At 44.5% G+C, this 20,012-nt stretch carries 20 protein-coding genes; 9 read left to right on the top strand and 11 right to left on the bottom strand.

The genetic code is table 11. The annotated features are described in order from the left end of the window. Nucleotides 1-33 precede the first annotated feature (33 nt). Nucleotides 34-501, bottom strand: coding sequence for an SsrA-binding protein SmpB (gene smpB, locus PO830_RS10585; protein WP_272853536.1), 468 nt, complete (start codon nt 499-501; stop codon nt 34-36). A 56-nt stretch (nt 502-557) separates the two neighbouring features. After that, nucleotides 558-1,526 carry a M23 family metallopeptidase gene (locus PO830_RS10580; protein WP_272853535.1) on the bottom strand — a complete coding sequence of 323 codons (969 nt, stop codon included), beginning with the start codon at nt 1,524-1,526 and terminating at the stop codon, nt 558-560. Between the two features lie 68 nt (nt 1,527-1,594). Between PO830_RS10580 and PO830_RS10575 the strand changes: the two genes are divergently transcribed. Continuing rightward, entirely contained in the window at nt 1,595-2,341 is a 747-nt protein-coding gene (locus tag PO830_RS10575; RefSeq protein ID WP_272853534.1) for a DUF6503 family protein, read from the top strand. A 28-nt stretch (nt 2,342-2,369) separates the two neighbouring features. Here PO830_RS10575 and PO830_RS10570 read toward each other — a convergent pair whose 3' ends face one another. From PO830_RS10570 to PO830_RS10560, 3 genes are all read right to left on the bottom strand, one after another. Continuing rightward, nucleotides 2,370-3,668, bottom strand: coding sequence for an amidohydrolase family protein (locus PO830_RS10570; RefSeq protein ID WP_272853533.1), 1,299 nt, complete (start codon nt 3,666-3,668; stop codon nt 2,370-2,372). A 5-nt stretch (nt 3,669-3,673) separates the two neighbouring features. Continuing rightward, entirely contained in the window at nt 3,674-6,634 is a 2,961-nt protein-coding gene (locus tag PO830_RS10565; RefSeq protein WP_272853532.1) for an amidohydrolase family protein, read from the bottom strand. Nucleotides 6,635-6,728: 94 nt separating this feature from the next. After that, nucleotides 6,729-7,796 carry a DUF3810 domain-containing protein gene (locus PO830_RS10560; protein ID WP_272853531.1) on the bottom strand — a complete coding sequence of 356 codons (1,068 nt, stop codon included), beginning with the start codon at nt 7,794-7,796 and terminating at the stop codon, nt 6,729-6,731. Nucleotides 7,797-7,878: 82 nt separating this feature from the next. On the opposite strand from PO830_RS10560, the gene PO830_RS10555 reads away from it, so the two are divergent. Further along, entirely contained in the window at nt 7,879-9,336 is a 1,458-nt protein-coding gene (locus PO830_RS10555) for an aminoacyl-histidine dipeptidase (RefSeq protein WP_272853530.1), read from the top strand. A 65-nt stretch (nt 9,337-9,401) separates the two neighbouring features. On the opposite strand, the gene PO830_RS10550 is transcribed toward PO830_RS10555, so the two are convergent. The 3 genes from PO830_RS10550 to PO830_RS10540 are packed head-to-tail and all read right to left on the bottom strand — an operon-like array spanning nt 9,402 to nt 12,085. Next, nucleotides 9,402-10,508 carry a peptidylprolyl isomerase gene (locus PO830_RS10550; protein WP_272853529.1) on the bottom strand — a complete coding sequence of 369 codons (1,107 nt, stop codon included), beginning with the start codon at nt 10,506-10,508 and terminating at the stop codon, nt 9,402-9,404. Between the two features lie 7 nt (nt 10,509-10,515). Beyond that, nucleotides 10,516-11,073 (bottom strand): gliding motility-associated peptidyl-prolyl isomerase GldI, encoded by a 558-nt coding sequence (gldI, locus tag PO830_RS10545; RefSeq protein ID WP_272853528.1) that lies wholly within the window; start codon nt 11,071-11,073, stop codon nt 10,516-10,518. Then, nucleotides 11,066-12,085 carry a DHH family phosphoesterase gene (locus PO830_RS10540; RefSeq protein ID WP_272853527.1) on the bottom strand — a complete coding sequence of 340 codons (1,020 nt, stop codon included), beginning with the start codon at nt 12,083-12,085 and terminating at the stop codon, nt 11,066-11,068. Before PO830_RS10540 ends, gldI begins: the two co-directional genes overlap by 8 nt. Before the next feature lie 73 nt (nt 12,086-12,158). Between PO830_RS10540 and PO830_RS10535 the strand changes: the two genes are divergently transcribed. Both PO830_RS10535 and PO830_RS10530 read left to right on the top strand, forming a co-directional pair. Further along, on the top strand, nt 12,159-13,217 hold the full coding sequence (locus PO830_RS10535; protein ID WP_272853526.1) for an alkaline phosphatase D family protein: 1,059 nt from the start codon (nt 12,159-12,161) through the stop codon (nt 13,215-13,217). 65 nt (nt 13,218-13,282) lie between these two features. After that, the gene (locus tag PO830_RS10530; RefSeq protein WP_272853525.1) at nt 13,283-13,702 is read left to right on the top strand and encodes a nucleoside-diphosphate kinase; all 420 of its coding nucleotides are present in this window, start codon (nt 13,283-13,285) and stop codon (nt 13,700-13,702) included. Between the two features lie 45 nt (nt 13,703-13,747). Here the strand turns inward: PO830_RS10530 and PO830_RS10525 are convergent, their stop codons facing one another. The 3 genes from PO830_RS10525 to recF are packed head-to-tail and all read right to left on the bottom strand — an operon-like array spanning nt 13,748 to nt 15,552. After that, nucleotides 13,748-14,044, bottom strand: a complete 297-nt coding sequence (locus PO830_RS10525) for a DUF721 domain-containing protein (RefSeq protein ID WP_272853524.1) — start codon at nt 14,042-14,044, stop codon at nt 13,748-13,750. Next, a complete protein-coding gene (locus PO830_RS10520; RefSeq protein ID WP_272853523.1) occupies nt 14,037-14,477 on the bottom strand; it encodes a lipocalin family protein in 441 nt (146 codons plus the stop codon). The genes PO830_RS10525 and PO830_RS10520 overlap by 8 nt, the downstream gene beginning before the upstream one ends. Next, nucleotides 14,461-15,552: a DNA replication/repair protein RecF gene (gene recF, locus PO830_RS10515; protein WP_272853522.1), complete on the bottom strand. Its 1,092-nt coding sequence runs from the start codon at nt 15,550-15,552 to the stop codon at nt 14,461-14,463. Before recF ends, PO830_RS10520 begins: the two co-directional genes overlap by 17 nt. Before the next feature lie 150 nt (nt 15,553-15,702). Here recF and PO830_RS10510 point away from each other — a divergent pair, with 150 nt between their 5' ends. The 5 genes from PO830_RS10510 (at nt 15,703) to PO830_RS10490 (ending at nt 20,011) form a co-directional block, all read left to right on the top strand. Then, complete coding sequence (locus tag PO830_RS10510; protein WP_272853521.1) at nt 15,703-16,467, top strand: tetratricopeptide repeat protein; 765 nt, start codon at nt 15,703-15,705, stop codon at nt 16,465-16,467. A gap of 2 nt (nt 16,468-16,469) precedes the next feature. Continuing rightward, entirely contained in the window at nt 16,470-16,973 is a 504-nt protein-coding gene (gene ribH / locus PO830_RS10505) for a 6,7-dimethyl-8-ribityllumazine synthase (protein ID WP_272853520.1), read from the top strand. A 119-nt stretch (nt 16,974-17,092) separates the two neighbouring features. Next, nucleotides 17,093-17,383 carry a riboflavin synthase subunit beta gene (locus tag PO830_RS10500; protein ID WP_272853519.1) on the top strand — a complete coding sequence of 97 codons (291 nt, stop codon included), beginning with the start codon at nt 17,093-17,095 and terminating at the stop codon, nt 17,381-17,383. Then, nucleotides 17,384-19,243, top strand: a complete 1,860-nt coding sequence (gene mutL / locus PO830_RS10495) for a DNA mismatch repair endonuclease MutL (RefSeq protein WP_272853518.1) — start codon at nt 17,384-17,386, stop codon at nt 19,241-19,243. Next, complete coding sequence (locus tag PO830_RS10490) at nt 19,244-20,011, top strand: rhomboid family intramembrane serine protease (protein WP_272853517.1); 768 nt, start codon at nt 19,244-19,246, stop codon at nt 20,009-20,011. Nucleotide 20,012: the final 1 nt, after the last annotated feature.

The following is a 20,012-nucleotide window of genomic DNA, read 5'->3' as shown; positions in this document are numbered from 1 at the left end:
GGAACCCGTGCCCGATTTACAAAACTTTAGCATTTAATTGTTGAAGGACTTTTTGATCCGACTGAGTCGGCGTTTACTGTCGCGATCTTTAATGCTCTCCCGCTTGTCAAATTGTTTCTTTCCTTTGGCGAGCGCGATCTTCAATTTTGCCAGTCCCCGGTCGTTCGTAAATAGCAGCAGCGGAATGATGGTAAGTCCACTATTTTTTACCTCTTTATATAATTTTTTTAATTCGCTCTTATTCAGCAATAACTTCCGCTCACTTTTGGGGTTGTGATTAAAGTGAGTAGCGTGCGAATATTCCTGAACCGTCATATTGATTACGAACAGTTCGCCTTTGCTATTAAACTCACAAAAACTTTCAGCAATCGAAGCTTTTCCTTCGCGAATCGCTTTGATCTCTGTTCCCTGCAGTACAATCCCCGCCACATAAGTGTCCATGAGTTCGTACTGGAACTTCGCTTTACGGTTTTTAATTGATACGTTTCCTGTTTGCGCCATAATCACACAAAAATAGCCATTTTAAGAAGGTTTCACGAAGAAAAGTAGTACGCATCTTAATTTTCTACTGGGGCAATGACGTCGAGCCGTACCGGTGAATAATCCGTTTTTTGCGTTCCATTGACGAGCAGGGATTCAAAATAGCATTTGACGCCAACAGAGGTCATCATGTTCGGGCCGTCTTGAATGTGCAGATGTAAATGGGGTTCTGAAGAATTCCCTGAATTACCGCATCTTCCGAGTAACTGCCCTTTGGTTACTTGTTGTCCCTCTACAACCTTCACAGTACCTTCTTCGAAATGCGCATAGACAATATATTCGTTTGCTTCGGTTTTAAGAACCACACTATTTCCTAGCGGTTGGGCGGCATTCATCGTTCCCGGTTTGTTATCGGGTATTCCTGTTTCAACCCTAAAAACAGTTGCATCGCAGACCGCGTAGATAGGTTTTCCGAAGGCGTAATAGTCTTCATTGCGGGTACCGCTTCGTCGATAGGTGCGATTGTACTGTCCGATGATCAGGAAATCGAAGGCATGTTTCTGTGGTTGGGAGACTACGTGGTAGTTCTGTTCTTTTGTATCTCCACCCCAGAAGGTAAACCAGGTACCTTTGAAGGGAAGGGCAAGGGGAGTGACGTTGCGATCCATGGTCGCCTTTTTTTCAGCTTCCGGAACGGGTAAAAACCGGAGTCCACTGAGCATCCCTTCCTCATCCAGCGAAATGGCTATGTATTGGTTTCCTTCTTTGAAACGGCCCTCATAAATCTCGGTACGCCCTTTTTTTTCTACATACTCAAAAGATTCCATCGTACCTAGATTATAGTTCAGCATCTTTACGATACTGATCACTTGTTCTTCACTTAATGCCTGTTGCATTTGGGGATTCATCATTTGGTAGATGGTGGCCCCTTTCTGGCCATTAAAATGCTTTTGAAAGACGTTGAGCATCGCCACGTACGATTCAGTTTGCGCTACCGAAGTAACTGCCAGAAGTAGCAACACAATAAGTGTGATATAATTTTTCATTCTGAAAAGGTGTAAGGTTCTATAGCCATCTGTGACCCATTGGCTACATTTGTTACAAAGATACTCGTATGAACTGGAAGTTTGTTCTCCTCAGTGTAGGAATCATCTTAACAGGGTGCCAACCAAAGACGCCTGAAACCGCGCGGCAAATTATAGATAAGGCCATTGCGAATGCCTGTTCCGGCCGATGTGAGCACGCAGAGATTTCATTTGAATTTCGGGGGAAACAGTATACAAGCAAACGCCAGGCGGGTGCATATCGATTGGAACGTCGCTTTGTGGATAGCACCGGCTCTATCGTTGATGTTTTGGATAATAATGGGTTTATAAGAAAGCGTAATGATACGGTGGTCCACCTTTCAGACTCTTTGAAGACCTTGTACGGTAATAGCGTGAATTCGGTACATTACTTTACACAGCTTCCATTCGGACTCAATGATCCAGCGGTTCAGAAGAAAGTGTTAGGAAGAGATACCATTTTCAATCAGCCCTATTATGAAATACAAGTGACGTTCAAGCAGGAAGGCGGCGGTACCGATTTTGAAGATGAGTTTGTCTACTGGATCCATGCGCAGGAGTATACCGTGGACTACTTAGCCTATTCATATGCGACCGATGGCGGCGGAATTCGTTTTCGTGAAGCCTATAACCCTCGCGTCATAAACGGCATTCGATTTGTAGATTATCGCAATTTCAAACCCGAAACGGTAGAGGTATCGTTACATGAACTAGACGATTGGTTTCAGGAAGATTCTCTTCAATTACTTTCAACCATAGAAAACACCCACATTGAAGTTGGTTTCCAAACCCCATAAAAAAAGCGGGCCTTGGCCCGCTTTCTGATTATTGTTCCCGTTCGTATTTATCCATGTAGCGCTTCCAGAGTTCGGTTTGGTGTGTCTCTAGCGAAATTTCACGCCCATCGATAAAGGCATGGGTAAGTTTGTTGGTACGCATGTCGAGCGCATCGCCTTCACTTACGAAGAGTGTGGCACTTTTACCCGTTTCTAAGGTTCCGTAACGATCGTCGATCCCTAAGATCTTCGCACTATTTGAAGTGATGAGCTTCAAGGCCTCTTCCTTTTCAAGTCCCTGTCCCGCCACATGACCGGCATAGAAGGCCATATTCCGTGTCTGGAAATTAGCCATGTCCTCGTTCTGAATACCCACTAATACGCCTCCCTCTGCCAGGAGCTTCGGAAGTTTATAAGAATGATCGTAATCGTCATCTTCGCGATACGGAAGCGAATGGGGCTCCCGAACCAGTACCGGAATGGAGTTCTTTTTCAAAAACGGAATGATTTTATGGGCTTCATAGCCACCTACCACAACGACGTCTTGAACACCACTTTCTTTAAGTGCCGTTACGGCATCGATCATTTCCTTTTCTCCGTGTGCATACACAAATACTTTTTTACTGCCGTCGAAAACACCCTGAGTTGCTTTAAACGATTCGTTATTCGCTTCGGAAGCATTTCCATCGCCGTAGGCTTTTGCATTGAGCAAAAACTGTCGAACCGATGTCACGTCTTCTTGATAGTCTTTGTTAGGCTGCCAACCTCGAGGTTCGCCAACCCACCAGCGTCCACGTCTGAAGGTATTCGGCCAATGTAGGTGGATACCATCGTCTGTCTTTATCGCAGCATCTTCCCAGTTCCATGCATCAAATTGCACAATAGAAGAAGTTCCGCTGATACGTCCACCATTGGGAGTGGTTTGCCCGATCAATACACCATTGGGGCGCATGCTTTCTACTACTTTACTTTCGGCATTATAGGCAATCAAGCTACGCACGTTTGGGATCATTTCTCCTAATTCGTCCTGATCGTCGCTGGGGCGAACCGCATCTACTTCCACCAGACCTAATGACTTTGTCGGTGCGATAAATCCGGGATACACATGTTTTCCCGTGGCATCGATAACACGGCCTTGTGTTCCAGTGGTGCTTCCACCGATAGCGGTAATGGTTCCGTTTTCAAAAACGATCACGCTGTTTTCGATCACATTTCCGTTTCCAATATGGGCGGTGGCTCCCTTAATAGTGATGACTTCACTTTGCTTAGGAGCAGGGGTCTGTTGTGCAGTTCCTATAAATCCAACCGCAAAAAGACATAGGGTAATAAATAGTGTTACTTTTTTCATGGGGTTTAATTTATAGTTTCACATTCAAAATATTGCTTGTCTTTACCACGGGGAGGTCTGGTTTTTCCTCCGCCGTTCTTTTCGGAAAGCATCATTTTCATTAATTTATTTCGTTCGGAATCAATTTTGGTGCGCATGTCGTTATCTTTTTCAAGATCGAAATACGTACGGCCTTCGATCATGGTTTTTTCCGCTTTCGCGTATACCGATAACGGATGGTCGCTCCATAATACCAAGTCGGCATCCTTCCCTTCCTTAATACTGCCTACACGAGCGTCGATATGCAATAGCTTGGCGGGATTGATGGTGACCATTTTCCAGGCTTCTTCTTCACTAACTCCGCCGTACTTTACCGTTTTGGCCGCTTCCTGATTAAGACGGCGGCTCATTTCGGCATCATCACTGTTAATGGCTACGGTTACTCCTTGACTGTTCATAATGGCCGCATTGTAAGGGATCGCATCATTTACTTCAAATTTGTACGCCCACCAATCACTGAAGGTAGAACCGCCCACTCCGTGTTCCGCCATTTTATCGGCGACCTTATACCCCTCCAAGATGTGGGTAAAGGTATTCACCCGGAAATCAAACTTTTCCGCTACTTTCATCAGCATATTAATCTCACTTTGTACGTAAGAGTGACAACTGATGTAGCGTTCCCCATTCAGAATTTCGGCCAATACTTCCATTTCTTCATCGTAGCGAACCGGTTGACCGCTTTTCTTTTTGGCATCGTACTCTTTGGCACGGGTAAAGTAGTTCATATAGACCTGCTCCACACCCATTCGCGTTTGTGGAAATCTACTGTAGCTCTGCCAATTCGATTGTTTGACATTTTCCCCAAGAGCAAATTTGATGAACTTGGGCGAATTATCATAGATCATAGCATCGGCATCTTCGCTCCACTTTAACTTGATGATTGCGGAACGTCCGCCTATTGGATTTGCAGACCCGTGAAGAATCTGAATCGAGGTAACACCACCGGCCAAGTTGCGATAGATATTGATATCTTCGGGATCAACCACATCTTCAATGGTTACCTCTGCGGAAGAATTGTGTCCTGCTTCGTTAATGGCTAAGGCAGCGATGTGCGAATGTTCATCGATGATGCCCGCGGTAAGGTGTTTTCCGGTGGCATCAATTACTTTGGCGCCGCCAGCTCCCAGGTTTTTTCCAATGGCAGCAATCTTTCCGTTCTTTACAAGAACATCGGTGCCTTCCAGTACTCCCGCATCTTCGCTGGTCCACACCGTTGCGTTTCTAAAGAGTACATTTTGCTGTTTTGGTGTGGTGGCATAGCCATATCCAATATTGGGATAGGTGAGGGGAACGATTTCGGAAGGACCTTCGTCTTCATCTGCATCGTCCTTTTTATCCTCCGTACTTCCTTTTTGCCGGGTTGCTGTGAACTCGGTTTCGCTTCCGTCCGGTAAAAGCAGTCGACCCGAGAAGTTTTGCTCATCTTTCGGAACAATACCGGTCGTTCGAAAAACTTCTTTTGTTTTTTCATCGGTAAATGACAGGCTCACCCAATTGTCACTGTAGTCTAATTTGGAGGGGTAACTGGTCTCTCCGATTTTTACTTCAGAACTAGGTTTTGCTGCATCTCCACTAATGGCTACGTCATAGGTCTTTCCGCCAGCGGTAATTTTATAATTCCCTCGAATATCCTTCTGATCAAGCGTATTGATTACATTTTTTGTACCCTGCACCCAATTCTCAAAAAGGGTGGTGCTTTTGTCGAATATATCGCCACTGGTAATCAAAAAGTTCGCATAGCGTCCTTTTTCTAAACTCCCAAGTTCATTGCTTTTCCCCAGAAGAGCAGCCGGTACTGTCGTTAAAGCCGCTAAAGCCGTCTCTTTATTAAGTCCGTAGGCAATTGCTTTCATGAGCTTATCCTTAAACTCTGAAGGCTTTTTTAGTTCGAAGGTGGTCAAGGCAAAGGTAATGTCGTTTTCATCCAGTGCTTTAGGGTTCATGGGCGCCTGGTTCCATTCACGCATATCAGCCAGTGAGATATACTTCGCCGCATATGGATTGCTAACATCGTAGGCATCCGGGAAATTGATAGGAATGATATATTTCGCGTTACTGGCTTTGATTTTATCGATCCATTCGTATTCGTCACCACCTCCTACAATAATGTAGTTCAGGTTGAACTGATCGCTTATCTTATCGGCTCTCAGGTTGTTGTCTTTGCTTCCTGCTTCAAAAATGGAGACCATTCCTTTGTTCGCATTCAGCGCTTCTAGTGAGCGGTCCTTAGAATCACTATTTCCTTCGGCATACCATTCGGCATCCCAATAGAACTGTCGTAAGAGCGCCATTGCACCCATGAGGGACGTAGGATATGATTGTCGACTCGCCCGGCTCTTTTCAAAAGAGAAGAACTGCGCCGCGCGGTCGTCTAAAATTCGAGCGGCGTCTCCACCTTCATCGTTAAGGGCCACAAGCATTCCAGAACCGCGGGCGATTCCGTCCATGACATGCGTTCCCAGAACGCCAAATCCCGCCTTACGGTATTCATCAGCCGATTTTTTATCGTATTCATACGAATTGATCGCGTCTTTTTCAGGCATGATGTGATCATTCCAGTAAAACCCTTCGCGGGTACTTTCGTAGACAGGGGAACGCCCACTTCCTTCGGCGCGTTTTGGCTTTTCAACGCTGAAGTCGGTGTACAGATCAATAAAGGAAGGGTAGATATGTTTTCCCTCCAGATCGATCGCTAACGAATTCTCGGGAGCGGAAACCGAGCGCCCTACTTCGGCGACCTTTCCGTCCTTAATTAATAGACTACCCTTGCGAATCACCTGAGTAGGAGAAACGTGTATGGTAGCGTTGGTAAATAGGGTGTAGTTTGTGTTTTTTTCTTTCAGGCCGTCATTCTTCGGAAAATACTCTTGCGCAGATGCGGAAAAAATTCCCACGAAAAAAGCCATGAGGAGGAGACTTTTTCTCATTTTTTTGTGGTTGAAATTATTGTTTTCTAAAGATAGAAATCGAAAGCGTTTTGTCCCTCTCTTAGGACGTCTTTAACAAATTGTTATGATTTCTTTAAAACGGTCGGTCCTCGAAGTAATTAATGACCAATGCCACCATGTAACTGTAACTCATGATTCCTTTTGATTGGTTGTTCGCTTTGAGGAATTGGTCCCAGAAATTTTTTGAGAACGTTTCAAATGGGTTTTGATACCGATCCCAAAAATCACGCATTTCTTTATAGCTCGCCAGAATTCCCGGATAGATAGTTTCAATCAATTGATTGTAGGTGTCCATGTCTCTTCGCGCCACTTCGTTTACACAATATCGTAAGGCAAAGATGTATCCGGTATATTGAAAGTAGGGATCAGTATTGTTAATGGTCGCTAGCGTGGCAATAAAGTTGGCCTCATTTTCTGCGGCATAACCCAGCTGGTGTGCCATTTCGTGACAACTTACCACCGAAAACTTGTAGGTCTTAATCAAATTATTGACCTGGGCTTCTCCTGAAAAAGGATTGTAATATCCACTGTAGCCCATATAGGTTAAACCAAGACTCCACCCACTTTTCTTGATGCTTTTAGGATGATAGCTTAGGGCGGGAAACTCTTTTGACAAATGTTCATACCCATTCAACGACTTTTCAAAAATCTCTTTTTGCGAATAGGGAAGATCTATTTTGACGCTCTCCTCGTAGCCCAGTGCCCGATGCATCTCGTTTGATTTTTGAATCAAACGCTTCGTGGTGCTGACGAGCTGTTCGGTAGTGTAATCTCGCTCGAGAGCTAGCGTTTCGTGCAGCGGAACCCGATAGTAATTGAGTCCCCACAGCATATGAAACATAAAGTATACGATAGAAACCGTCGCAAAAATATCAACGAAAAAACGAAGCGGTTCTCGTCTAAGACGCTTCGCATTTAGAAGTAACCACCGAATCGCGAGTATTCCGATCAGTAAATAAAAAATATCACCCACAGAAAACGGAACCCAGCCAAAGAGGTACCGCGCCATTGTTGAGAGCATGGGGTAGAGTCCGCGACTGTACGCGTGTTCCACAAACTCAGGGAACTGAAGCAATACTTTAAGCACGATATACTGCACCGGTAGCAGCAACGCCAAAATAACACGCGTTCGATTTTGCATGCGTCAAACATACGAAAATCCTTATTGCTTTTCTTGGCAACAGCGTGTCGAAAGCCGTATTTTTGTGAAAAACAGAAGACGTATGAACGAAGCTATTCGACAACTAGAGCCTACTGATATATGGAACCATTTTGCCGATCTGAACGCGGTGCCACGCCCGTCCAAGGATGAGGGTAGAGTGATCCAATTCATGAAAGATTTTGGCGCTTCTTTAGGGTTGGAAACTATAGAAGATGTGGTAGGAAATGTGATTATAAAAAAGCCGGCTACGAACGGTATGGAAGATCGTCAAACGGTGGTGCTTCAGAGTCATTTGGACATGGTTCATCAGAAAAATAACGATACTCAATTCAATTTTGACACACAAGGTGTTGAGATGTATGTAGACGGAGATTGGGTACGAGCGAAAGGCACCACATTAGGCGCCGACAATGGGCTTGGCGTGGCCACTATCATGGCTATTTTAGCCAGTACAGACCTTCCGCACCCTGCTTTAGAGGCGTTGTTCACTATTGATGAAGAAACCGGAATGACGGGTGCCATGGGCTTGGAAAGTGGATTGTTGAAGGGAGACATTCTGTTAAATCTCGATACCGAAGAGGATGACGAAATTGGTGTGGGCTGCGCCGGAGGTGTAGATATTACTGCGACCCAATCGTATACAGAGGTGTCGCCTTCTGAAGATGCCATTGCGTATACCCTGACGGTAAAGGGGCTACAAGGAGGTCATAGTGGTATGGATATCATCAAAGGCTTGGGAAATGCCAATAAATTGATGAATCGATTGTTGTACGATCTTCGGGAGCAGGTCATGCTTGTTTCGTTAGAAGGAGGAAGTCTTCGGAATGCCATTCCGAGAGAAAGTGTGGCGAAGGTTGCCGTTGCGAAATCGGCACTCGAAAAGGTTTCTGAACAAGTGGCACGTACTACGGAAGCCCTTCAAGCAGAATTTAAAAGACTGGAGCCCAACCTTGCCATTGAATGGAAGGCGGGAGGTCATGACCTTTCCAAAGGAATGAATGCGGAAGCACAAGAACGTTTTATCAAGATGATCTACGCAGCTCATAATGGCGTATATCGCATGAGTCCGGAAATGCAAGGACTGGTAGAAACTTCCAACAACATTGCAAAGATTAATGTGTCGCAAGGAAATATTACGGTAGAATGCCTTACCCGATCTTCGGTAGCATCTTCTAAAACCGATCTTTCAAATGCGTTACAGTCGGTTTTCGAGCTGGCGGGATGCAAGGTTCGGTTTTCAGGCGCTTATCCGGGCTGGGCACCCAATATGGAAAGTCCGATTTTAAAGGTGCTTGATCGCCTGTATGAAGAACTTCATGAAGAAAAAGCAAATGTCGCTGCCTGTCATGCCGGATTGGAATGTGGTATCATAGGACAACACTATCCTGAGCTGGATATGATTTCCTATGGACCTACTATCAAAGGGGCGCATTCACCCGACGAGCGCGCCAGTATCACATCTACTCAGAAATTTTGGACGTTTACCAAGGCTATTTTGGCGAATATTCCGAAGAAATAATAACGCACTGCCTACCATAAAAAAGCCCCAAGATTGGGGCTTTTTTTATGGGTGTTTCGAAGATGTTACTCCATGATTTCAAGAAGTTCCAATTCGAAGATCAAATCGGCGTTTGGTGGAATTACCGGTGGATATCCTTTTTCTCCATAAGCAAGATGCGATGGGATGAATAAGGTGACTTTATCACCTACGCTCATTTGCAGCACTCCTTCTCTGAATCCTGGGATGAGTCGGGCTTCTTTGCTGTAATCGAAAGGCATTGGGCCATATTGATTACGCGCCACACGTTGTGGGTCTACGGCATCGTAACGCTCGGCTACGTCCATCATACTGGTGTCGAACAGACGTCCGTCACTGAAATAACCGGCATAGTTCATCATCACCTTAACACCTTCGTCAGGCTTCTGACCTTTACCCCGTTGATTCCAGTAGATCTTTAGTCCGCTTTCTAATTCTTCGGCATCATTCATCAACGGATTTAATCGTGCTGCGGTTTCCGAAGCAACCTTTGCCAGGGCTTCTTCCTTTTCCTTTTGCTGCCGCTCAATATCTTCCATCGCTTTGCTGAAAGACGCCACCTTGATATTTCCTTTATTGATAATGTTTACTTCTTCCATCACCACAGGATTTACCGGTTTGTCTCCAGGTTTGGTCGTTTCAACCATTCCGATAGAATCAACAACTTCCTGACCCATCACGATCTCACCAAAAACGGTGTGCTTGTTATCGAGCCATGGCGTTTCTTTCAGCGTGATGAAAAACTGACTTCCGTTGGTGTCGGGACCGCTGTTTGCCATCGAAAGAATTCCTTTTCCGCTATGGGTAAGTTCTGGAGTGGTTTCATCTGGAAAACGATATCCCGGGTTGCCGGTACCATCGCCCATAGGATCTCCCCCCTGGATCATAAAGTCCTTAATTACACGGTGAAAGGTAAGTCCGTTATAAAACGGTTGCTCTTTATACGAAGAATCAACCATTTGGTTGGTTCCACGCGCCAACGATACAAAGTTGGCAACGGTCACCGGGGTTTGATCGTGATATAGTTTTGCGACAAACGTTCCTTTGTTGGTAATAAATTCAGCATACACCCCCTCCTGCAAGTCGGGATATTTGTCTTGGCAGGCGCCAAAGGTGAGCGTAAGTAAAACAACTAAAAAAGTGAGTTTCTTCATGATTTGCTTATTGATTTTCTAATGTTTGTTTTATTGATTGTAGGGTAACCGTACTTTGAACGGGTACGTTCACACCGAGCTTTTCTTGAATTCCGTAGTATCCATAGGCCTTATAAGACGGAAATAAGAACGTAACCTGTTCGCCTTCTTTCATTAATTTGAGGCCATCTCGAATACCCGAAATAAGATCTTGATTGGTTTGATCGATCACGTAATTTTGTGTGCCATTTTCTTCTTCGGAAAGAATCACGTTTCCGTTTAAGTCCTTGATATCATACCGAAAGGCTACTTGATCTCCCACTTCCGGCATGGGAGTGGCGAGGGAGTCCTTCACATTGTAGTAATACCAAAATCCACTTTCAGAAGTAATATAATCACGCGTTGTATCGGCGTTGATCATCGCCTGAATGCGTTCTTCCTCCTGTTTTAAGAGTTCTTTGTTTCGCGCGGTGGATTCTTTAATAAACGAGCCCGAACTTCGTTGTAGCGGTCGGCGTGCTTCCGGCGTTTGGCAGGAAACTAATAATAAGAGCACACTGCCAAATATAGCAATGAATTTATGCATCGATCAGGGCTTTTTGGTATTGCGGCAAGATACTAATAAATTCATGAACGGTTTCATCCAACGACTGTAAACTTCTTCCCCCGGCCGCATTGTTGTGTCCGCCTCCATGAAAGTGTTTGCGCGAAAATTCATTGACTGAAAAGGGCCCTTTACTTCGTAGGGATATCTTTACTATATTTTCTTGTCGGTTTTCAATAAATATCAGGGCGAATACGATGTCTTTAATGGAAAGGGCGTAGTTTACAAAACCTTCAGTATCTCCTTTTCTAAATTCGTGCCTGTCTAGTTCTTCTTGCGACAATGTAATATAGGCCGTTCGATATTCTGAAAGAACCGTAAGATTATCTAAGGCGACGCCCAGAAGTTTCATTCGATTCTGACTTGCCGTATCGTAGATGTTCTCGTGGATCACATTGGGAACGGCACCGTTTTCGATCAACTGAGCAATCACGCGATGCGTAGTTGCCGTAGTGGCAGGAAAACGAAATGACCCTGTATCGGTCATGATGCCGGTATATAGGTTGGTTGCGATGTCTGCGTCGATTTCTGAAACGCCTTCCAGGGCTTCGATACAATGAAACACCATTTGCGCGGTAGAGCTCATGCTCGCATCGCTGTAGGTAGCAGCCGCATAGTCGTCCGGCTGTTGGTGATGATCGATCATCACAAAAGTGGCTTCAGAATCTTCCAGAAGCGGTGTCAGATCGCCACTGCGATTGAGCGCATTGAAATCTAACGTAAAGATAACATCGGCGGCGTCCAGGATCGTTTTGACGGTTTCGGTTTGCTTTTCAAAAATAAGGACGTCATCACAGCCGGGCATCCATTTTAAGAATTCCGGAAAATCATTGGGCATTACCACCGTAGCTGAGTAGTCTTTTTTCCGAAGAAAACCAGCCAGTCCCAAACAAGAACCAATGGCATCGCCATCGGGGTTTTTGTGACCAATAATGACAATGTTTTGAGCCGAATCCAGCGCTTTTTTGACCGCCGACGTAGTTTGTGTATTCATAAAGGTGCGAAGATACAATTTATTAACACGGTTGTAAACTTCTCATTGTATTTTTGAAGTAGAAACAACGCTTATGAAACCACCATTACTCCTCTTTATTTGTTTGCTGCTACTGAATTGCAAACAACCAGAATCCAAGTCAGAAACCCCTAATCCGGCTGCTTCTCAAACCACCGCGGCACGGGAAGCACACGATCTCACCGTGGTCTTTGCCAGTTGTAGCGATCAGGAACGCGATCAACCGCTTTGGAAACCCATTTTAGAAATCCAACCCGATCTCTTTATTTGGGGGGGCGATAATATCTATGCCGATACCAACGACATGGCGAAAATGGCATCCGATTATCAAAAAGTCAAGAGGCATCCCGATTATCAAGTTCTTCGGAAATCGGTGCCTGTAATTGGCACCTGGGACGATCATGATTTTGGGAAGAATGATGCCGGTAGGGAATGGGAGAAGAAAAAAGAAGCGCAAACCTTGCTATTGAACTTTCTAGACGTTCCGGAAGATGATATACGAAGAACGAGACCGGGGGTGTATACTTCCGAAACGATTCAGGGGGAAGGCGGTACCGTAAAAGTAATCTTGCTGGATACGCGATACTTCCGTGATCCCTTGAAAGAAAGCAACACAGAAGGACGGCGCTATGACGAATGGAGTCTTGGAGAGGGTGGCACCATTTTAGGCGAACCGCAATGGGAATGGTTGCAAAGCGAATTGCAAGACTCGATTCCGGATTTTACCATGATCGTTAGTAGCATTCAGTTTTTAAGTAAGGAACACGGTTGGGAGAAATGGGGCAATCATCCTTCGGAAGTTCAAAAAATGTACGAGGTACTGGAAAGGGCGAAGGCCCGCAATATCTTTTTCGTAAGTGGCGATCGGCATATGGCGGAAATCTCAGTGAATTTGGAAGTGCCGTTGCCCTATCCTTTGGTGGATTTTACCAGCAGCGGACTCACTCATACGTGGCCTACCTACGGGACCGAGGGCAATGAATACCGCGTAAGCAATATCATCAAACGCCTTAATTTTGGGGTGATGCACTTCGATTTTAAAACGAAGCGAGTCACTTTCGAAATTCGAGGGCGGGATAATTTTCTCTATGAGCAATTTCAGCAGCAATATTAAAGAACCGTTAAGGACTTGCCAGTACACGGTAAATATGTACTTTTGCACCAAATTTAAAACAGCTCATGAGAACAGACAGAACGTTTACCATGTTAAAGCCTGATAGTGTTGAAAAAGGTAACATCGGGCCTATTTTAGAAAAAATTACGGCAGCAGGATTTAAAATTGTAGCCATGAAGCTTACGCAGATGACACAAGATGATGCGAAGCAATTTTATGCCATTCACAAGGAACGTCCGTTCTTTGGAGAATTGGTAGAATACATGACCCGCGGTCCCATTGTGGCAGCGGTATTAGAAAAAGACAACGCGGTAGAAGACTTCCGTACGTTGATTGGAGCGACCAATCCAGAAGAGGCAGCCGAAGGTACGATCCGTAAATTATACGCGGCTTCTATTGGTGAAAACGCCGTACACGGAAGTGATAGTGACGAAAATGCTGAAATTGAAAGTCAGTTTCACTTTGCAGGAAGAGAGATCTTCTAATAGCGATACAAGACCACACAAAAAAGCCTCCCATGGGAGGCTTTTTTATTTTAAGACAATTTTTTTAATGAGCTCTTTTTGCAACTCCTCATTGAGCAATCTGATGATTTTTTCCTTTCCATAGCTCAATTCTTCTCGTAGCACCGAGGAGGTAAGATCAACATACAAGGTGTCGCGATCTAAGTTGACGCGTGCCGTGTATTTTGAAATGGCATCGCCCATCACTTGATGCCAGGCCTCTTCTGCCGACACTTTATTAAGACCTTTTTTCAATTTACTGTTGCCAAGAAAGTCTTGCAGGCCTTCGGCCAAAGACATATGTTCTCGTGTGCGTTTACTCATTTATTTCTAGCTTATTTGAGAAGGTACGAAACTTTTGATAGGTATATATTTTTCCATCGCGGTTTAACACTTGCAGGAGCGAATCTTCGGCTTGAAGTACGGTTTCGGTCCAGCTATCGTACGGTGTTGTATAATGCATACGGAGACTGTCTTCGGAAATACTTAGCGTAAACGATTCCGCCAGATTCGACGTTCGAAAGCTACCATCCAGATTGGGTTGTAGCTTCTTTCGAAATCCTTCACGATCGGTACGTTCTATATAATCGATGGTCGTATTGACGCGAAATGATTTTACCGAACCATCATCCAATGTTACCTCTTTGATCTCCCAATACCCTTCAATATAAGGGATCATGGTCTCCGGATCCTCAGATCCGCAGGAAACAAAAAGGACCAAAAAAAAGCACAAGAGAAGGTTATGAATCGTGTTCAAGGGGAAACATTTTATAGGTTTGATGTACTTTTTTAATGACCGCTTCGGTTCGGTCGCCATGGGTATCGCTAATAAATAATTGTCCGAAATTTTCATTATCAACCAAAGAAATGATTTGTTCAACACGGTGTTCATCGAGCTTGTCAAAAATATCGTCCAGGAGTAAAATAGGGGTTACCTTGCTTTGTGCTTTGATAAAATCGAATTGCGCGAGTTTTAGCGCAATCAGATATGATTTTTGTTGTCCCTGAGATCCAAATTTTTTGATGGGATGGTCTTCTATCTCAAAGGAGAGGTCGTCCTTGTGAATTCCCACCGAAGTATATTGAAGCATTCTATCTTTTTGAATGTTATCTTCCAAGAGGGATAAGAGGTCGGTCTCATGAAACTGACTCTTATAGTGAAGCGATACCGTTTCTTTCGACTGACTAATGGCTTGATGACGTTCTAGGAAGATAGGCGTGAAGATGGACAAAAAATGTTCTCGTTTGTCATATATTACTTTACCCAAGGCGTCCAACTGTTCGTTGTAGATGGCAAGGGTGTCCGGGTCGTTGGTATTATTCGCGGCAAAATATTTCAATAAGGAGTTGCGCTGGGCGAGTACCTTATTGTAAGAAATCAATGTTTTTAAATAATTGGAATCACCTTGTGAGATCACGCCGTCCATAAACTTGCGTCGTGTTTCGCTGCCTTCGATGATGAGGTCGCGATCGGCTGGAGAAATAATGACTAACGGCAGAAAACCAATATGATCGCTAAACTTTTCATAGGTTTTTCCGTTGCGTTTGATCAGTTTTTTTTGTCCTTGTTTCGCACTGACAATGATCTTTTCGGGCTGCTCACTTTTTTCATAATGACCTTCCACTACAAAAAAATTGGCGTCGTGTTTAATATTCTGACTCGTTATGGGGTTGAAGTAACTTTTTCCGAAGGAAAGATGGTAAATAGCATCCAATACATTGGTTTTTCCAACGCCATTAGGTCCTACGAAACAATTGATCTTTGGATCGAACGCAAAGGTTTCAGATTCGAAATTCTTATAATTTATTAAAGATAAGGAAGTTAATATCATGAATGTTTCGCAATTCTAGATGTCAAGAAATTAAAAACAGTAAAGCGATTACGCCTGCTTTTACCCCTGCCAAAGATCTAAAAATAACAACTTTTTTCCCTTTTAATTTCTAATAAAAATTTTATTTTTGCCCCGCAATAAACAGAAACTATGGCAACGTACAAAAAACGCGGATACAAACCGAAAACGAAGGCAGAGAAGGAAGAGCAGCTTGAAGACGGAAGTGCAACGGCTGAGGTGTTTAACACCCTGGACGAAGGAGCTTCTAAAACGGAAGCCTGGGTGGAGAAGAACCAAAAGTACATCCTGATCGTGGTGGGAGCCATCGCTGTGTGTGTTTTGGGATATTTAGGGTATCAGCAGTTTGTACAGAACCCTAAGTCGGCTGAAGCCATGAACGAAATGTACCGCGCTCAGTCGTATTTTGAGCAGGCAGTAGCTGCCGAGGAAAGCGATTCGTTGTACAATTTAGCGTTGAACGGTGGTGCTGGAAAATACGGTTTCTTAGACATTATTGATAATTATGGAAGTACGCCCGCTGGCAACTTAGCCAATTATTACGCGGGAATGGCCTACTTGAATACAAACAACTATCAGGCAGCTATCGACTACTTAGATGCGTTTAAAAGCGATGACGATATGTTGGCCCCCTTAGCCAAAGGAGCTATTGGCGATGCGTTTATTCAGTTAGGACAGAACGATGAGGCCTTAAGCTATTACAAAGAAGCGGCCAACATGCGCGACAACGAAGTGACCACTCCACGCTTTTTATTGAAAGCCGGTGTTACTGCACTCAACCTCGGGAAAACCGGAGAAGCAGTAGGGTATTTTGAGACCATCACCGAGGAGTACAGCGACGCCATCGAAGCCGCAGATGCCAAAGTGTATCTCGGGAAGGCCCAGGCAATGCAATAGTCATGGCCACCGCGTCTAAAAATCTTTCTACCTATAATAAATCGGAATTACCCGATGCCAAACCCTTTAAGTTCGGCTTCGTCGTTTCAGAATGGAATAGCGAGATCACCCAAGGAATGTTTCAAGGTGCCTTTGATGCGTTAACTGATTGTGGTGCGATGAAGGAAAACATTGTTCGTTGGAATGTGCCGGGAAGCTTCGAACTTATCTATGGCTGTAAAAAACTTTCGGAAAGTTTCGACATGCTTGATGCGATTGTAGCCATTGGGAGTGTTATTCAAGGCGAAACCAAGCATTTCGATTATGTCTGTGAAGCGGTAGCACAAGGCATTAAGGATCTCAATGTTTCGGGAGATATCCCGGTGATTTTTTGCGTACTTACCGATAACAATTGGCAACAAGCCAAGGACAGAAGTGGTGGTGCGCACGGAAACAAGGGCACAGAAGCCGCCATTGCTGCCTTGAAAATGGCGCAACTTAAGAAAGACAGCGCCTTCTACAAATAAGCGGCATTGCTATCAGAATACGCTCAGCTTACAATAACGGTACGGTAATTGTTGACAGAATAGAGGGGATTTCACTTCTAAAACCAGTGAAATTTAAGTACCTTTGACATGTAACAATTATGGGATTAATAAGTAGAAGAAAGAACAAGAAATTCAGTTATGAACCTCGGTATTACAAGAGTGATAAAGAGGGGAGTCCGTTTCAAATGGAACACAAATTCGACGCGTATCGCAAGACGGTTGGTTCTAGTGGAAATTTGAAAAGTAAGTTCAAATCGGCCTTTCAGGAATTGCGGGAAGGCAACAATCGAAAAAGCAATCGATTGATTCTTTTCATAGCCGCACTCTTAGTCTTTTTATTTCTTTACATTATTGATTTCGACCTTTCTATTTTTACGCAAACGCGATAGATGGCAGATATCATTCAGTTACTTCCCGATCATGTAGCGAACCAGATTGCGGCAGGCGAGGTGGTACAACGACCTGCGTCTGTAGTGAAGGAGCTTTTGGAAAATGCCATTGATGCCGGAAGCGACCACATAACCTTACTTGTGAAAGATGCTGGGAAGACGCTTATTCAAGTGACCGATAATGGCTGCGGAATGAGTCCTACCGATGCACGCCTATCTTTTGAGCGACACGCTACCTCTAAAATTAAATCTGCTGAAGATCTCTTTCAACTGAATACCAAAGGCTTTCGCGGGGAAGCGTTAGCGTCTATTGCGGCTATCGCTCAGGTGACCCTTAAAACGAGAACAAGCAAGTTAGAAGTAGGCACCGAAATTGCCATTTCCGGTAGCGAAGTACTTCATCAAGAGGCTACCGTAACTCCTATCGGTACTACTATAGCCGTAAAAAACTTATTCTATAACATTCCGGCGCGGCGTAATTTTTTAAAAAGCAATGCTGTAGAAACACGGCACATCATCGATGAGTTTCATCGCGTCGCTCTGTCACATCCTCAAGTAGCTTTTAAAATGATTCACAACGGAAGTGATGTATTCAACCTTCCGGTGAGTAATGTTCGGCAACGTATTGTGAATATCTTCGGAAATAAAACGAACGAGAAACTAGTACCTGTTTCCGAAGAAACAGAGATCGTAAAGGTAGAAGGCTATGTAATGAAACCGAGCTTCGCTAGAAAGAGTAGGGGCGAGCAATTCTTTTTTGTAAACGATCGATTTATAAAAAGCACTTATTTACATCATGCGGTAGTTAATGCCTTTGAAGGCCTGATTAAAGACGGAACCCATCCCGGCTATTTTCTTTTTCTTACCCTGCCTCCCGCAGCCATCGATATTAACATTCATCCTACCAAAACAGAGGTCAAATTTGAAGAAGAATACGCCATCTACACCATGTTGCGGGCAACTATAAAGCATAGCCTGGGGCAATTTAGCGTCGCGCCTGTGTTAGATTTCAACAAAGATAGCGGCTTTGAGACACCCTATGAATACAGCAAAAAAGCTCCCCAACAGCCTCATGTTTCGGTAGATCGTAACTTCAATCCGTTTCACACCGATACTGCTACAAAAGCAGCTCCTCGTTTTAAAAAACAAGAGAAGGGGTGGGAATCGTTGTATATCGGACTCAATGATGACAGTGCTTCAGAAACGCTCACTACCTCTGAAGACTGGAATACTTCCAAACAAATTACGGTGGAGAGTGATCCCGAAACCGGGCAGCTTTTTCCGCAGGAGGAAGAAACCGTACAGACCACCTTTCAGATACAAAACAAATACATTGTGAGCCCGATAAAAAGCGGTCTCATGGTGATCCATCAGCACCTGGCACATCAGCGGGTGTTGTACGAAGAGCTACTTAAAAACATTACGGTGCAAGAAGCCACAAGTCAGCAACTCTTATTTCCTATCGCCTTGGAGCTTACCAAAAAGCAATGGGCGGTGCTCGAGCCTTTGGAAGAGGCGCTGTTGCATACCGGCTTTATTTTTGAAAAACAAGACGGTGACGGAATGGCCATTTCAGGAATACCCGTGGGGATCTCCGAGAGCAATGTAGCGCCTATTTTACAACGGTTGGCCGACGACCTTCTGGCAGAAGTACCCGATGCCGGATTCAGTTTAAACGATGTTTTGGCGAAATCGCTGGCGCGCTCCATGGCAGTGCGTACCGGAACCCCCTTGAACAAAGAAGCTCGCGAACATTTAATTCATCAACTATTCGCGTGTAAGGAACCCAGTGTTTCCCCCGAAAATAAACCGGTGCTGATCACGTTAGAAGGAACCGATCTCGACGCAAAATTTATGTAAATGGGAAGAATTACCGAAACCATCAAAGCGCTAATCATTGTCAACGTTCTCTTCTTTGGGTTTACGTTGCTCAGTTCCGATCTTGCCTATCGACTGTTTTCACTGTATTACGTAGAACACCCTAATTTCCAGTACTGGCAGCCGGTGACGCATATGTTCATGCATGGTGGTTTCTTGCACATACTGTTCAATATGTATGCGCTTTGGGCCTTTGGTTCCCCCTTAGAAATGCGCTGGGGCCGGAAACGCTTTTTGTTTTTTTATTTTTCGGCCGGACTCGGAGCAGCGTTGATTCATTCGTTGGTTAATTATTATCATGTTAATGCCGGTTTTACCGAGCTGCTTCAAGCAGGCATGTCTGAGTCCCAGATATTTGAGTTGATGCGTGATGCCGAATCCCAAGGGCGAAGTTTAGGACGTTACTCCATTAATATTCCGGAAGGTGTAGACGGCGATACTGTAGGAAGCATGATTTCTAGTTATATGAGTACGGCGGTAGGCGCTTCCGGAGCGGTGTACGGGGTGTTAGTAGCCTTTGGGATGATGTTCCCGAATGCCGAATTAATGCTGATCTTCTTACCCGTGCCTATCAAAGCAAAATATTTTATTCCTGGCTTATTGTTGCTCGATTTGTTCTCGGGAGTGACTGGGTTCTCGTTATTTGGACAGAATATTGCGAATTGGGCGCATATTGGTGGGGCGCTGTTTGGCTTCCTGATGGCCTATTATTGGCGAAAAGATAGCTTTAATCATACGCGTTGGAATTGAC

This window comes from Altibacter sp. HG106 (genome assembly GCF_028561755.1).
In the GTDB taxonomy this organism is placed as follows: Bacteria; Bacteroidota; Bacteroidia; order Flavobacteriales; family Flavobacteriaceae; genus DFVG01.
This window is presented reverse-complemented; position numbering and strand designations above follow the sequence as displayed.